Consider the following 14,260-nt stretch of genomic DNA (forward strand, 5'->3'; position numbering starts at 1 on the left):
ATCTCCTCCTTACCATAGACCGCTGTTATTCAGCTTGCGGGTTAATTGATTGGCTAACACTAACAGGATCAGGTTAATGACAGAGTTGAACAAGCCGACTGCAGAGCTGTAGCTCCAGCTAAATTCCAATAACCCTTTTCGATATACAAAGGACGAGATGACATCGGCAGTGTCGTAGGTAACAGGATTGTAGAGTAAAATGATTTTTTCGAAACCAACATTTAGCAAATTCCCCATCCGTAAAATAAACATGATGGCAATTGTCGGCATAATACCCGGAAGCGTAATGTAGAACATCATCTTCAGGCGGCTGGCACCATCCATGCGTGCAGCTTCATACTGTTCCGGATCAATGGCCGATAATGCAGCTATATAAATGATTGATTCCCAACCAATTCTTTGCCAAATTTCAGATAGAATGTAGATCCCTCTAAACAGCTCGGGTTTTTGCAGCATCGCTTGCCCATCATAACCAAAGTAAGTCAGCAGGGTATTGATGACACCTCCGTTGTTGGTAAATTGCACAATGATCCCGCATATGACTACCAAAGAAATGAAATACGGCATATAGCTTACGGATTGAGCCACATTTTTAAAAACACGGTTTCGTACTTCATTGATAATGAGCGCCAGGATGATCGGAGTTGGAAACTCAAGGGTGAGCGATAACAAGCTGATGGTCAATGTATTTTTCAAGATCCGCCAGAAGTAAAAGGAGCTGAAAAAATCTTTAAAATGCGCAAACGCCACCCAGTCGCTTCCGAGAATTCCTTTGATAGGCGAGTAATCCTTGAAGGCAATAAGGGCTCCATACATGGGAGCGTAATGAAAAACGACGTAATAACCGATTACAGGCAGCATCATGAGATATAAATATTTGTTGAGTATAAAATCCCGAACGAACCTGCTTCCGAATGAATCCTTCCGGAGCTTTACGCCGATTGGCGATATGGAAACGGGTTTGGCCATTTCTTTTCTCCCTTCCATGGAGTTTTTTCTGTAGTGAAGGGGAGGATCTGGGCCCTCCCCTGATCAAAGACATCAGCGCTTGTTATATCGGTCTAAAGCTGCTTTCTGGATTTCGATGGCTCTGTCAATTTTCAGTGACTTGATCCTTTCCATGTATTTGTCGAAGCTGCCGATAGGCTCTGCCCCGAGAATGATCTTAAGGGTCATTTCATCCACGAGTGTGTTGACATCATTCATAATTTTCGCAAACTCGGAGCTTTCTTCCGGAGTCGGCGTAATCGGCGGTATCTGGTATTTATCGCTTTCTGTCTTACCCCAGGTCGCAACAGCATCTCGCTGCGTCTGAAGTGCCAAATACTGCTCAATGTATCTTTTGTCTTGAACAAACGGGCCATTGTAATTACCGCGGATATAGAGCGACATTGCTTGCGACGGTGCCAGTTTATCCGGATTTTTCATCAACAGATCGGTATAACGCGGATAGCCGTTGTCCATCTTGTGCGCGACACCTTCCGTACCAAAGTTAAAGAACATATGGCCTTCATCACTGTAGCCATAATCCAAAAGTCTGGTGGCAAGCTCGGCTTCTTTGGATTTAGCTGAAATCGCAACCCCGCCGCCATAGGAGAATGCGAAATCCCTCTGGCCGAATTTCGATATATCTCCTTTTTTCATTACCGGATAAGGTGCTGAGGCAAGGACTGCTTTCGGATCCTTCGCTTGTACAATCGGCTGCCAACGACCGATGCCGCCTCCCGCGTTGCCGATTGTAGCTCCAGTCGCTCCATTCGAGAAGTTAGCATCCATCGCTTTCACATCAACAGTGGCCAGATTTTTATCAATCAAGCCTTCTGCGTACCATTTTTGGAAGGTGGCCAGGAATTCCTTGTAACCAGGCTCCATTGGACCGAATTTCACTTGACCCTTATCCAAATAGAAATCCTTGGTGATACCGAATGCACCTACGAAACCACCAGCAGTGAAATCATTTAATGGACGCGGCATACTTACGAATGATGCTGATGCGGTTGCGCCTTTCTTTTCTTTAAAAGCTTTCAGTGTTGTATACCACTCGTCAATCGTCGTCGGTATAGGCAGTCCCAGCTCATCTAGCCAGTCCTTGCGAACAATCGGACCTTGGAATACTTTTAAATACTCGTCCCCACGGATAAAAGGGAACAAATAGTAGCTTCCATTATCCGTTTTAACCATCTTGTCAACCTCAGGATGGTCCTTTAAATACTTCTTTAGGTTCGGCGCATACTTGTCGATCAGATCGTTCAGCTTAAGAATATAGCCGTCTTTAATCGCTTTTTCAGGTCCGCCGGGAAATGATTTCGTAAAATCATATTCAATCATGTCCGGAAGATCGCCTGAAGCAATAAGTACATTGAGCGCTTCCTTTCCCTTGGTCGCTGGAACTGTAGTGAATTTGAGAGGCACGCCCGTTTTCTTTTGCCAGTCCTGGAAGAATGGGATCTCGCCGTGGCTAGATTTGACGCCTGTCACATTACCGGGCAATTCGCTCCAGTAAGTCAGGGTTTTGTCTGTTGTGATGGGATATTTGGTGGCTTGAGATTTGTCGGCGGCCGTTGCGGCGGGATTCTTGCTGGTAGAGGCGTCCGATGCAGGCTTGCTTGTTGAGCACGCAGTAACCAAGCTGCTCATTAAAACGGTCGCTGCCAGCGCAGGGAGAAGATTTCTTTTTCTCATTTGAGACCTCCTGATTTTCCGGAAGAACCGGATTGAATGTGCGAGTTCGAGGGATGACTCTGCTTCGAACTCTTCATTCTATTTTATGATTGCGCTTACATAAGAAACAATCTTGAAAACCGCCAAATGAATCTCCAAATCTGACCCTGCAATCATCAAAACATCCAACTGCATCTGCAAAATCTCCAATTTTTCAGCTAGGCCGAAATTTCCTTGAATTTACCCGGAGTAATCCCCTCGTATTTTTTAAACGTACGAATAAAGGCGTTGACATCATTGAAACCGACACAGCCAGCTACTTCGTTAATGTTTTTGTTTTTCACCGTGATAAGATGCTTGGCCTGTTCAATTCGCATCTTGTTAATCGTATCCAGTAAGCCTTCTCCTGTTTGATCCTTGAATAGCTTGGATAAGTAAGTGGGTTTCATGTCAAAATGATTGCCGATCATGGAGATATTCAAGTTTGCATCTTTATAGTGCTCTTGAATATAAGCTTTTACCATGCCGATTAAATCGTTCAAGGATTGCTGCCGGGTCAACTGGATATTTTGCTGCCGCTTGGATGATGTATATTCACAGACCGTTTTGAAGAAAGCGATCATCTGCTCGTGCATATCCTGGATCGATTCACAAGCGGCCAACTGCTCAATCCATTTCGGATTTTGCACCAGAAAGCTTTCCTGCACACTCCCGATTTCGCTGACCGCCTTGATCATCGTACTGACCAAATTGAGCATAAGGCAGCGAACAAAGGCAATCGATACACCGGGACTTTGGAAATTCCCTTCAATGATCTCATCCAGCGTTTGCCGGGCAAGGTCAAAATTGCCGATTTTCAAGTAATTGATCAGCTGCTGCTCCACCTGCAGCGGGTAATAATAGCCAAATTCACTCTTTTCCGCATTTTGCAGCCGTATTTTTTCATACGATAAAATTTCCTTACTGCCCATAACCAATTTGTATTCCATAGCGTCCAAGGCTTCCAAATAACACTGGAATATATTCTCGATCTGATTGTGTACAGTACTTACGGAAAAGGTCAAGTGAATATGATAATGCTCGGCTAAATACTGCTGAGCCTCCCTTGAAATCCGCAGCAGATCTTCCTTACTCTCTTCCTCGTTCAATGGGCTGAAATTGATCAGACATGCCAACGACTCGTCGATTTCCATGACATATCCCAGGTTGCTCTTTCCGGCAAATTCCTCCAGAATGTTGGTGACAATAAATTGCAGAAGCTTACGCTTCTCCTCTTCATGGAAACCTTCGACTCTTTGAAAAAAGGGGGAATCGTTCTCCAAATACATCAAAATCACGGCAAATTGATCCGATTTAAATTGAATATCGAATGCAGCCAGTGATTCATCAACAGGAATCTGGCTATCCAGCCTTCCTTTCAGCAAACGGGACAGAAAGTTATTTCGGAGGATGTGTCTTTGCTGTCCCATTTTCGTCATCAACGAATCCATCTTGGTGAGCGTGCTGTCAAAAGTCTGTTGAATGAATTGGAACTCATTGTTTCCTCGGCCGTAACCGACTTCCGACTTGCCAGAAAAGGCCTCCACCAGCCTTTGTAAAGGATGGTAGTTGCGGCGCAGAAAGAAGGTAGCGAGCAGCACGCCGCCACAGAGACTGAGCAAACTGCTGGCAATGGTGAGATTTCGAACAGCCTCCGCTTTTTTCCAGTATAAGCTGCTTGGAATCATGGAAATGTACTTCAACCCCGAGCGTGCGGACGTCATGTACAGAACCTCAAACTTTTCTCCATGGATGGTTGAATAGATTAGGCCTGTAGAAGCATTCATCTGACTTAAAGGTATACTGGAGGTGAGCATATCATCCGAGTTGGATACCAACAGGTCGTTTTGTTCATTCAGGATAAATACATGCCCTTGGTTAAACAATTCCACATTTTCAATAGCGCCCAAAATACGGCTTTGGTCAATCATGATCACATTGGCTGCCGGGGAATCATTCGGATTAAGCGAGTAATTGCTGAAGTAAGCAACGGTCTTACGCACTTCGCCGTCTAGATTGCGAACCATGGGAAGAAAACCCCGAAAGTTTTTTTGGTTGACGATAGATTTCCACTTGTCATAGGAAAAGGTGCTGCTGGCGTGTAGAAGATCATAAGCGGAATGTCCATCACGAACCCTGCCAGGCAGAATCGCCATGTCTGTGGATTTCACATAGAGATAAAAGAGGTCAATTTGAGAGTAAGCGGTTTCATAAGGCTTCATGTCTTGGGATATTTGATACAGATCGTAGTTGTATTCTTCGGGATGAGCGCTGTATTTGTTCGAGTATAGAAGCTCCTGCACACGCAAGTTCCAGGTCAGTTCAAAATTCAACCGCTGCATCGAAAGGAAATGATTATCCATCACTTCGCGAACCTGGTTCAGCAATGCATCATTGGCTTGGTGGATTTCGCTTTTGAGTGTTTGGCTGGAGATGGCATACACAAATATGCTGATGATCAAGGGGAGCAGCAGAATCGTCAAGTAGGAAATGAGCCAGGTCAGCACTACGCTTCTGCGTCGTTTAAGAATTCCCTTGAACATGTGACATCCCTCCCGGAAAAATATAGGACTTATTTTATATTTTAACCAATGATTTTCTTTTCGTATATACGCCAATAAATTTCAAAAGCAATTCAAGCAGGATGGTAACAGAACGATAGGACTTGAATAGGTTGGAGTAAAGCGCCCAGAAAAAGCGCAAATGAAAAAAAACCTTTGCCGCTAATATGGCTTGATTAACAAATTTATTGGGAGGTATATGAATGGCGAACGAATTTGTTATGCGATCCTTGGATGAAGTTCGTTTTTGGTCACGGATTATGAAGGAGCATTCCCTGTTCTTAAAGTTAGGTTTTCGGTGCGAGGATACACATTTGATCAACGAAGCCAATCATTTTTATCGAATTTTTGAAGCGATCGAGCAAAGATCTCATGCTTTCCAACAAGATGCGGATCCCTCAACTATTCAGCGGTTTAACATTGAAGCTCATAGTGCCGTTTCCCATATCTGGGCATTCAAAAGAAAGGTATTGGGGTTAATCCTGACAGGCCAGCTGCCTGGTTCGAATAATTTCCCTCTTCTGGTGGATCACGTCAGTCGGGAGGCTTTTTATTTTAGAAACCGATTGGAGGAGCTGAATCAAGGTAAGCTGGAACCTCTGCAGGATGCCATTATTGATGAAAACGTATTTTTCTTAAAAATCATGGCTGATCATGCCAAGTTCATCGGCCACCTGCTTGATCCATCCGAACGCAAGCTTGTGGAGCAAGCCCGCGAATTCAGCCATGATTTTGATCAACTGTTGTTCCAGGCCCAGGATTTGAGTTCCATGCGTCCGCAATCTCAAACACAGCCTTTACTCGGTCAATTTCTTGACCAGAACAGAGTTTCCGTCAAATCATTGCGCGATTTCAAACAGACTGCAAGAGACTTGATCGAACAGTGTAAAATCAAAAGCATCATCCATCCACTTTTAGCTGATCATGTTTTCCGTGAAGCTAATCGATTTTTGGAAATTATCGACATGTTTGAACATACTTTGACGGGTTCAGGCCAACATATAGTACTGTCTCATTAATGGATTAACAAACAAAGATAAACGGCTAAGCCGTCCTAAAAGACGAGCCCGTTTGTTAAGGTTGATGCGAAGCAAGATAAGTTTAGAAAAACTTATACTTTCATTCAAATCAAGAAAGGCCCTAAACCCCATTCATTTGGAGTTTAAGGCCTTTGATGTATGTTTCTCATTTTACAAAACGGACATTCCAGCAATACCGCTCAAAATTCCAAGAAGCACCACGGAACCTGTTACAAACAGCAGCACTCGCTTAGGAAAAAATTTATAAACAATTAAAAGTGAAGGAAGGCTCACGACCGGCAGAGTAAGCAGCAATACCGCAGCTGGGCCGGTTCCCAGGCCAAAGGACATCATCGTTTGAATGATCGGTATCTCCGCTGCAGTCGGGATCACAAAAAGCATGCCCACGACGGCAAATAAAAGGATGAGAAGAATACTGTTCGATAAAGACTCTCCTACAGCCGGGAACATCCAAGCGCGGAAAGCGCCTAATAAGAGCACGGAAAGGATATACGCAGGAACTACATAGAGAGTCAGCTGCCATAAGCTTTTTAACCATCTGGTCATTAAAGGCTGTGTAGCTTGAATCTCCAATTGTTCTTGTGCCTTATCGAGCATTTTCGTATCTTTAATCTTTCCAGCGAAACGATTCGCATAGTAGCTGACGCCAAAAGTGAGAATCAGACCGAAAACCAATCTAAGGACCGTGAACTTCCAGGACAGAACAAAAGTCATAAACACCAGCGTCGCTGGATTCAGAGCCGGATTACCCAGCCAAAAAGCCAAGGCGGCGCCAATGGACACATTCTTTTTGCGCATGCCTACAGCGATCGGAGCGGCACAACACGTGCACATCATCCCAGGAAGAGATGCAATACCGCCTAGTGCGGTGCTGCCCAAGGAGGCTTTCCCCAGCATTCTAAGCAGCCATTGTGCAGGAATCAAGACTTGAATCAATGACCCTAAGAGAATACCAAGAACTGCTGCTTTCCAAACCGATTTGTAATAGGCTGCTGCATAATCCCAGGCCGCTTGCCATGAAGGTGCGGGTGCAGTTGCACTTTTACCGGAGACAATGGAAGCTCCGATCGTGTGTTTGATGGAGGCATCTATTGCTTTATTGTAATAAGGCCACCATTTTACATAAGTTAGTCCCGCTATGGCAATGAGCAGGAAGATAACCACGGATACAACTACTTTTTTGCTTGCGATCTGGGTGTTATTGGACAACCCGCTTGCCTGATACATGGTCAAACCTCCACACAAAATGAAATAGATTAGCAATCCGCTAAATATTATACCACAATATACGGACATTCGAGTTGATTTATTACTGACAAAAAACCCGCTAGATTTCTTGTTTCTCTAAAACAATATTTTTTAGCCGCTGCAATTCTTCACGTCTCGTTTTTGCATTTAGCCTTCCGCTGATATTGTTTTTAGTCCGGTACTCCTCCTCCATGATTTTCAGCTCATGAATTCTTTTATCAATTTCCTCAAAAATATGTATAGACTCTTTCATGTAAAAAAACCCCTTTTTCTATGTACTCCATCCCATCATACATTTTATCAATTTCAGATACAATCAAATCCTCTTCAGGCATTACGATCGGCTGTAGGCTTGTTTGTGAAACCCTGTGATGAAGTGAAAAAGCGCCTCCCCCTCCTCGGGCAGTGGATTCTCCGGATAGAAGCTCAGGTACATGGCACGGTAGGGCTCGGGCACCCAGATGTATTGATGAACATATTCCGTGAGATGAAAGCCGCATTGTTCCCAAAACCGGATACGCCGCATATTCTCCTCCGTTTGTTCAGATTCAACCTCGACCACAATCCCTCTACAGCCTTCATTTTTCGCCCATTTCTTTATTTGATCCATAAATAATCTGCCATATCCTTTACTGCGCTGATCTTCTCTAATAGCAATATAATCGATGATCAGTACGTTAGCTTTCCTATCTATACCGGAAAGAGCCATTGCGATAACATCGTTTTCATCGGTAAGCGTATGCAGCTGGCTCATCTGCTTGTCGAACATACCCTGGATAATGGCCCGAGTCTTCTTGCCGTCTTTGGGAAAAGCCTGTTGGTAAATCGGCTCCACTTTCCTCCAAAGCTCATCATTCCACTCTTCGGTTATATGATGCTCCATCAGTAACATCTCCTATAATATTCTTATCCACAGCATTTCCAATAAAAGTTCATGATCAACATACTTCTATAATAATGATAAAATAAAGAAATGAAAAACGTCAAAGGAGAGCACCATGAACAACAACGGACGTATGAGCCGAAGAGCATTTCTAAAACAATCAGGGCTTGCAATTGGCGGACTCATCCTCGCAGGAATCGGAACCTCAGTTCATTCTTTTTTCATTGAAAGATTCTGGTACGATATCCGCCAGGTCAAGCTTGAATTCCCCAACCTCCCCGCTGCTTTTTCCGGAATGCGTATCGTTCAATTCAGCGATATTCATCTCGACCATTATTTCGACAATGACAGGCTGGCTGCGGTTATCGAACGGCTCAAGCCGCTAGGCGCCGATCTCATTTGCTTCACAGGCGACTTGTTCGATGTCAATATCGGCAGCGATTCGGAACGAACTGCCTCGCTGCTTGCGACGCTGGAGGCTCCACTCGGGAAATGGGCTTGCCTCGGCAATCATGATTATTGGGCAGGACCTTCGCCTGTTACCCGTATACTCGAGAAGGCGGCTTTTCGAGTACTGAACAACACCAGCCAAGCGATTCGCCGCGGAGGGGAAACGATCCGGATTGCGGGCATCGATGATTGGCTGAAAGGAACGCCCAATCTGGACCTGGCAATCGGCGGGCAGCCAAGCAGCGAGTTCACGCTTCTTCTCGCGCATGAACCCGACATTGCGGATTTAACACAGCGATATCCGGTCGATCTTCAGTTTTCCGGACACAGTCACGGCGGACAAATTTCGCTTCCCGTTATCGCTTCATTAGCCGCACCTCCGAAAGGAAAAAAGTACGTTGCCGGGCTTTATGAGTTTCCTGGTTCTTCGTTAAAGCTGTATACGAATCGCGGAATTGGCACCACGATTATCCCTATTCGGCTCTTCTGCAGGCCGGAGATCACGGTTTTCACCCTTATCCGCACAGCCTGAGTCCCGCCAGAAAAATACCTGTGGGGGTAGTCAGCTATTCAGAACGTGCTATAATACCTATGTCCCCTTCCACATTATTCCTGGGATCTAATCAAACACTAGGAGAACTCAAATGGACATTACCGAAATTCCGATCCATAAGATAGATGAAGATACCGATCAACCGAGAAATATATTTGATGAAGAGTCTCTGCAAGAATTGATGAAAAGCATTGCAGAGCTTGGCTTGCTGTCTCCGATCAAAGTAAGAACGACTCCAGGCGGCAGATATAAAATCATATACGGGAACCGCAGGTATAAAGCGTGTAAAACACTTGGCCTTCAAGCAATTCCCTGTATCGTATCTACAGCGACCGATGAATTGGAAATATATTTGGAGCAAATCGCAGAGAATCTTACCAGAGAAGGCTTTTCTCCGATTGAAGAAGCCGAAGCATTTCACAAGCTGATGAACGATCCCAAATTTTCAAGCTCGATCAAATATCTTTCAAGTAAACTGGGTAAGCCAGAAGCCTATATTAAAAACAAGTGTGATCTGCTCAATTTCGGGGATAAAATAAAAAAGCTGGTCGTAAGCGGCACGGAAATCAAGAAAGATAGACTGACGGAAGAGCAATTAATGCCCATTAAAGATTTACCGATTGAGCACCGTGATCCACTCGCATTGATCATTGCTAGAGACGAGCTGCCCGTGAGTGATGTGAAGAAGATTGCCCGCTTGTTTAAGGATAAGGATATGTCATCCGGCACCAAAGACAAGCTCTTATATAAATCAGGCCATGAATTGCTCCAAACTTGGTCCGTCTTTGAACAAAATAAAGCGGAAAGAGCAAAATCGACGGCACCGAAAGCTGCGACAGCAAAAGAAAAACCCGAGAAAAAGGCTCAAGAGCAAACAACGGTTGCCCCTATTGAAGTTCAGCTGCAGCGATGGTTAGCATCATTATCCGAACCTGGCCTGCTGCCGCCGGATGCTCTGGAAATCAATGGTATGATACCAGCGAACTTTCTTAACAATATAGATCTGCTGATTGAAAATCTGGAGAAGCATCTGAATGCATGGAAAAAGGTTAAGGAACAAGCTGAAAACCCTATTTCAAACAAGGAGATGAACCGATTATGATTATTTCAACAACAGAAGGAATTGCGGGACATGAGGTTACAGAAGTTCTGGGTACTACGTTTGGAGTCGTGGTTCGGGCCAGAGGCATCGGCGGAGACATTTTGGCTTCGTTAAAGGGTCTCGTCGGCGGTGAGGTCACGCAATACACACAAATGGTTGAAGACGGCAGAAAGCAAGCGATGGATCGTATGGTTAAAAATGCAGCGGCAATGGGTGCTGACGCCGTTGTCATGATGCGTTTTGACAGTGGTGATATCGGGCAGAACATGAGCGAAATCGTCGCTTACGGAACCGCGGTTCGCCTGCAAAAACGCTGATGACTGCCGTTTTTCTTATCTACGGCTCTTGGTTTGCCGGCTTTCTGATTCTATTGCTGCTGAGCTGGTTAATCTTCGACAAGAGATACAAAATAAGAGAAGATGATGCAGCCTCGATGGGAAAGCCGTCCAATGGATATCTTCCCACATCTGAAGCCTTCATCGATCCCAAGGACGGGTTAAAGTATCGCGTATACTACAATCCCAGGACTGGAGAACGGGAGTATGTTCGCGAGGATTAATTTGTTGTGAAGCTTCAAATCCCCTTTTTCTGTGTAAAAGAAAGTCCCAAAGCCATAAATAGTGGCCTTGGGACTTTCTTCATGAGTTTTGATTTTTATTTTATTCGACAAACAATCCTAAATCTCCCTCCCTATCGTTCGACAACCTTTTTATTCATTCTCATATACTATTTTTCTTGATCATAATAATACAAAAAAATAGTGAAAAGGTGTGGGAGCATGCTAATCAAAAAGAAAGTCGACATTGAAGAGATTTTGGATAACTTTTCCGCTGTTGCTAATTGGGATGCTTTAGGTGAAAAATATTACATCGTGTTTGCGGATAATAAACGGACGGGCCAATGGACCTTAATGAATTACGTCAACAATCATTTCAGTGTGCACGGACTGGGTGAAAACTATGTAGATGACAACGAAACGTTCTTTGAGGCTCGGGACAAGGTGGTTTCATTTTTATGGGAGAATCGGTCCGGATTTAACGCTGCCGTCAAACAAATGGAGTCCATTTAATGAACTTGGGAGACCGCATGTTGAGAATCATATATGAAAACTACAGAGGATTTAAAATAACCAAGCAAGGGAGTACCTATTTTGCAATCCATAAAGAGGCTCGTTTCAGTCATTTGCGCTTGAGCGAACTATTAAACACGATCGACAGCTACATTGAAAAAAACCTTACCCCTGAGGAATGAGTTGAACATCAACAAAGGGTTGATCTTATAAATATTTGGGGACCAGCCCATTGCAAATGCCGCTGCTTTTAGATAGCACATCATGCAGTTGTATTAACTCTATCATCTTTAGGCAAGAAGACAGCTAGAATTCCCAATAGTGGCAGGTAAGCACAGAGATTCATGATAAAGGCAATACTGGTTGCGTCGGCAATCCAGCCTAGTACAGCAGAACCGAGCCCTCCAATTCCGAAAGCCAAGCCGAAGAACATTCCCGAAATCAGCCCAACCCTGCCCGGAAGCAGCTCCTGTGCAAACACGACAATGATCGAAAAGGCAGACGACAGCACGAATCCAGCAAGGACACACATTACACCTGACCAAATCAAATTCATATGCGGCAACAGAATCGAGAATGGGGCTGTACCCAGAATTGAAAACCAGATAATGTTTCTACGACCGAACCGATCCGCCAGCGGACCGCCCAAAAATGTTCCTGCAGCAGATGCCGCCAGGAAAGCAAATAGAAACCATTGGGCATCGCGGACAGTGACCCCAAAGCCATCAATTAAATAGAATGTATAATAGCTCGAAATGCTGGACATATAAATATGTTTAGTGAAGACTAGAAATACCAAGATCATCAGGGCCCAAACGACTTGCCGTGACGATAAACCTAATTTCGAGCTGCCTTCCGAGACATTATGCTTTGGCGAAGTTTGTGGCGTTATAATATGCCTGCTGTACCAACGCGCTACATAAGTTTGAATAAGGATGGCTGCAATCGCGGCGAATGAGAACCAGATCACGCCAAATTGCCCGATTTTCACGAATACAACAGCAGTCATAATTGGACCTAAGGAGCTTCCGATGTTACCGCCTACCTGGAAGATCGATTGAGCCAGTCCTCTTCGTCCCCCCGCTGACATGTAAGCTACCCGAGACGATTCCGGATGAAATATTGCAGATCCAACACCCATTGCCACTACGGCAATCAGTATGAGTGCATACTGCTGCGCCAAAGCCAATGTCACTATACCTACTAACGTAAAGCAAACCCCGATAGGTAAAATATATGGCTTCGGACGCATGTCTGCGTAATACCCGACGACTGGCTGAATAAGCGAGGCTGTGATGTTCATTGCGAATGCGATCAGTCCGACCTGCGTGTAACTCAGATGCAGCGAGTCCCGGAGAATTGGGAAAAGCGCAGTGACAGTAGACTGCATCGTATCATTCAGGAGATGAACAACACTTATAGCGAATAGAATAGGGAAAACCGTTGCAGATAAATGGATAGCAGTTGATGCATTTTTAGACACTGTGAATCCTTCTTTCGGTGGATGATATATAGATGGATGCTAATGCATATGCAGCCGTTCTACATATATTCGACATACCGGCTCTATTGCCTGCTCAAATTCACCCTGCAGATTGCTTGATTTGTTTACTTCTTAACTGTCCGCAGGCGGCATCAATATCCGTCCCGTGTTCAAGTCGAACACTGCAGCTTATTCCTTGCTTTTTCAGCGTGTCATAAAATGCTCGTATCGATTCTTGTTCGCTTCTTTGATATTGACTGTGCTCGTTCACTGGATTATACGGAATTAAGTTAACATTTGCGAGATGCCTTCTATCGCCAATCCGTTCAGCAAGCTCAAGAGCATGTTCCCGATGGTCATTGATATCCTTTAGCAGAATATATTCCAATGTAACCCTTCGGTTCGATTTTTCCCAATAATAATCAAGGGCCTGCATGATTTTCTCTATTGGAAAGGCACGGTTTATCTTCATAATCTTGGTTCGAAGTTCATTATTGGGGGCATGTAAAGAGATGGCCAGGTTGACCTGTAAATCGGTATCGGCGAATTCAACAATTTTGTCGGCAAGCCCGCTGGTTGAAACGGTGATATGCCGTGAACCAATCGCTAACCCTTTGTGATCGATAACAACCCTCAAGAAATCTATCAGATTTTTGAAGTTATCAAATGGCTCGCCAATTCCCATCACCACAACATGGCTCACTCGTTCATCTTGTTTCTTTTTATCCAAATGATGTTGAACCCTCATAATCTGTTCGACAATTTCACCGCTGGACAGATCACGACTTTTGGGCAGCAGCCCGCTCGCGCAAAAGCTGCATCCAATGTTACAGCCTACTTGCGTTGTGACACAAACGGACAAACCGAATTTATGTCTCATCAATACCGTTTCAATCAGATTGTCATCGTTTAATTTAAACAAAAACTTAATCGTTCCATCCGCTGATTCCTGCTTCAAGTGTTCATTTAAGGTTTGAATATCAAAATGATCGGCTAGTAATTGAATGCACTCTTTATTGACGTCGCTCATTTCTGTGAAGTCGGTTATCCGCTTCCTGTAAAGCCACTCCCAGACTTGTGAGGCTCGAGACTTTTTGTGTCCATGCTCCATCAACCATGCTGCCAGCTGATCATATGTCAATCCATAAATGGATGCTTTATTCATGAGTTA

Annotated in this window: 14 protein-coding genes; 6 read left to right on the plus strand and 8 right to left on the minus strand. The window is 44.4% G+C overall.

All coding sequences use genetic code 11. The annotated features are described in order from the left end of the window. Positions 1-9 precede the first annotated feature (9 nt). From BLV33_RS09705 to BLV33_RS09715, 3 genes are all read right to left on the minus strand, one after another. Positions 10-864 carry an ABC transporter permease gene (locus tag BLV33_RS09705; protein ID WP_253187223.1) on the minus strand — a complete coding sequence of 285 codons (855 nt, stop codon included), beginning with the start codon at positions 862-864 and terminating at the stop codon, positions 10-12. 177 nt (positions 865-1,041) lie between these two features. Further along, positions 1,042-2,682, minus strand: a complete 1,641-nt coding sequence (locus BLV33_RS09710; RefSeq protein WP_090790488.1) for a type 2 periplasmic-binding domain-containing protein — start codon at positions 2,680-2,682, stop codon at positions 1,042-1,044. Between the two features lie 197 nt (positions 2,683-2,879). After that, entirely contained in the window at positions 2,880-5,243 is a 2,364-nt protein-coding gene (locus tag BLV33_RS09715) for a helix-turn-helix domain-containing protein (RefSeq protein ID WP_090790490.1), read from the minus strand. A gap of 221 nt (positions 5,244-5,464) precedes the next feature. Between BLV33_RS09715 and BLV33_RS09720 the strand changes: the two genes are divergently transcribed. Further along, positions 5,465-6,280 carry a DUF2935 domain-containing protein gene (locus BLV33_RS09720; RefSeq protein ID WP_090790492.1) on the plus strand — a complete coding sequence of 272 codons (816 nt, stop codon included), beginning with the start codon at positions 5,465-5,467 and terminating at the stop codon, positions 6,278-6,280. A gap of 171 nt (positions 6,281-6,451) precedes the next feature. On the opposite strand, the gene BLV33_RS09725 is transcribed toward BLV33_RS09720, so the two are convergent. The 3 genes from BLV33_RS09725 to BLV33_RS09730 form a co-directional block, all read right to left on the minus strand. Then, a complete protein-coding gene (locus BLV33_RS09725; protein WP_090790494.1) occupies positions 6,452-7,528 on the minus strand; it encodes a permease in 1,077 nt (358 codons plus the stop codon). Between the two features lie 100 nt (positions 7,529-7,628). Next, a complete protein-coding gene (locus tag BLV33_RS29275; RefSeq protein WP_171909086.1) occupies positions 7,629-7,802 on the minus strand; it encodes a hypothetical protein in 174 nt (57 codons plus the stop codon). Between the two features lie 81 nt (positions 7,803-7,883). Beyond that, the gene (locus tag BLV33_RS09730) at positions 7,884-8,432 is read right to left on the minus strand and encodes a GNAT family N-acetyltransferase (RefSeq protein WP_171909087.1); all 549 of its coding nucleotides are present in this window, start codon (positions 8,430-8,432) and stop codon (positions 7,884-7,886) included. Between the two features lie 115 nt (positions 8,433-8,547). Here BLV33_RS09730 and BLV33_RS09735 point away from each other — a divergent pair, with 115 nt between their 5' ends. The 5 genes from BLV33_RS09735 to BLV33_RS09755 all read left to right on the plus strand — a co-directional run bounded on the left by BLV33_RS09735 (position 8,548) and on the right by BLV33_RS09755 (position 11,606). Further along, positions 8,548-9,414, plus strand: a complete 867-nt coding sequence (locus BLV33_RS09735; protein ID WP_090790498.1) for a metallophosphoesterase — start codon at positions 8,548-8,550, stop codon at positions 9,412-9,414. Positions 9,415-9,526: 112 nt separating this feature from the next. After that, positions 9,527-10,537 carry a ParB/RepB/Spo0J family partition protein gene (locus BLV33_RS09740; protein ID WP_090790500.1) on the plus strand — a complete coding sequence of 337 codons (1,011 nt, stop codon included), beginning with the start codon at positions 9,527-9,529 and terminating at the stop codon, positions 10,535-10,537. After that, complete coding sequence (locus tag BLV33_RS09745) at positions 10,534-10,854, plus strand: YbjQ family protein (protein ID WP_090790502.1); 321 nt, start codon at positions 10,534-10,536, stop codon at positions 10,852-10,854. The genes BLV33_RS09740 and BLV33_RS09745 overlap by 4 nt, the downstream gene beginning before the upstream one ends. Beyond that, positions 10,854-11,096 (plus strand): hypothetical protein, encoded by a 243-nt coding sequence (locus BLV33_RS09750; protein ID WP_090790504.1) that lies wholly within the window; start codon positions 10,854-10,856, stop codon positions 11,094-11,096. Before BLV33_RS09745 ends, BLV33_RS09750 begins: the two co-directional genes overlap by 1 nt. 219 nt (positions 11,097-11,315) lie before the next feature. After that, positions 11,316-11,606 carry a hypothetical protein gene (locus BLV33_RS09755; RefSeq protein WP_090790506.1) on the plus strand — a complete coding sequence of 97 codons (291 nt, stop codon included), beginning with the start codon at positions 11,316-11,318 and terminating at the stop codon, positions 11,604-11,606. 262 nt (positions 11,607-11,868) lie between these two features. On the opposite strand, the gene BLV33_RS09765 is transcribed toward BLV33_RS09755, so the two are convergent. Both BLV33_RS09765 and rlmN read right to left on the minus strand, forming a co-directional pair. Further along, positions 11,869-13,089, minus strand: coding sequence for an MFS transporter (locus BLV33_RS09765; RefSeq protein ID WP_090790510.1), 1,221 nt, complete (start codon positions 13,087-13,089; stop codon positions 11,869-11,871). Positions 13,090-13,189: 100 nt separating this feature from the next. Further along, the gene (gene rlmN, locus BLV33_RS09770) at positions 13,190-14,254 is read right to left on the minus strand and encodes a dual-specificity RNA methyltransferase RlmN (RefSeq protein ID WP_090790512.1); all 1,065 of its coding nucleotides are present in this window, start codon (positions 14,252-14,254) and stop codon (positions 13,190-13,192) included. Positions 14,255-14,260: the final 6 nt, after the last annotated feature.

It is taken from the genome of Paenibacillus sp. GP183 (genome assembly GCF_900104695.1).
Taxonomy (GTDB): Bacteria; Bacillota; Bacilli; order Paenibacillales; family NBRC-103111; genus Paenibacillus_AI.

Excerpts from the sequence above, each read along its gene's own strand:
- BLV33_RS09740 (WP_090790500.1), top strand. The coding sequence starts at position 9,527 with ATGGACATTACCGAAATTCCGATCCATAAGATAGATGAAGATACCGAT.
- BLV33_RS09710 (WP_090790488.1), bottom strand. The coding sequence starts at position 2,682 with ATGAGAAAAAGAAATCTTCTCCCTGCGCTGGCAGCGACCGTTTTAATG.
- BLV33_RS09745 (WP_090790502.1), top strand. The coding sequence starts at position 10,534 with ATGATTATTTCAACAACAGAAGGAATTGCGGGACATGAGGTTACAGAA.
- BLV33_RS09720 (WP_090790492.1), top strand. The coding sequence starts at position 5,465 with ATGGCGAACGAATTTGTTATGCGATCCTTGGATGAAGTTCGTTTTTGG.
- BLV33_RS09750 (WP_090790504.1), top strand. The coding sequence starts at position 10,854 with ATGACTGCCGTTTTTCTTATCTACGGCTCTTGGTTTGCCGGCTTTCTG.
- rlmN (WP_090790512.1), bottom strand. The coding sequence starts at position 14,254 with ATGAATAAAGCATCCATTTATGGATTGACATATGATCAGCTGGCAGCA.
- BLV33_RS09730 (WP_171909087.1), bottom strand. The coding sequence starts at position 8,432 with ATGGAGCATCATATAACCGAAGAGTGGAATGATGAGCTTTGGAGGAAA.
- BLV33_RS09735 (WP_090790498.1), top strand. The coding sequence starts at position 8,548 with ATGAACAACAACGGACGTATGAGCCGAAGAGCATTTCTAAAACAATCA.
- BLV33_RS09755 (WP_090790506.1), top strand. The coding sequence starts at position 11,316 with ATGCTAATCAAAAAGAAAGTCGACATTGAAGAGATTTTGGATAACTTT.
- BLV33_RS09725 (WP_090790494.1), bottom strand. The coding sequence starts at position 7,528 with ATGTATCAGGCAAGCGGGTTGTCCAATAACACCCAGATCGCAAGCAAA.
- BLV33_RS29275 (WP_171909086.1), bottom strand. The coding sequence starts at position 7,802 with ATGAAAGAGTCTATACATATTTTTGAGGAAATTGATAAAAGAATTCAT.
- BLV33_RS09705 (WP_253187223.1), bottom strand. The coding sequence starts at position 864 with ATGATGCTGCCTGTAATCGGTTATTACGTCGTTTTTCATTACGCTCCC.
- BLV33_RS09715 (WP_090790490.1), bottom strand. The coding sequence starts at position 5,243 with ATGTTCAAGGGAATTCTTAAACGACGCAGAAGCGTAGTGCTGACCTGG.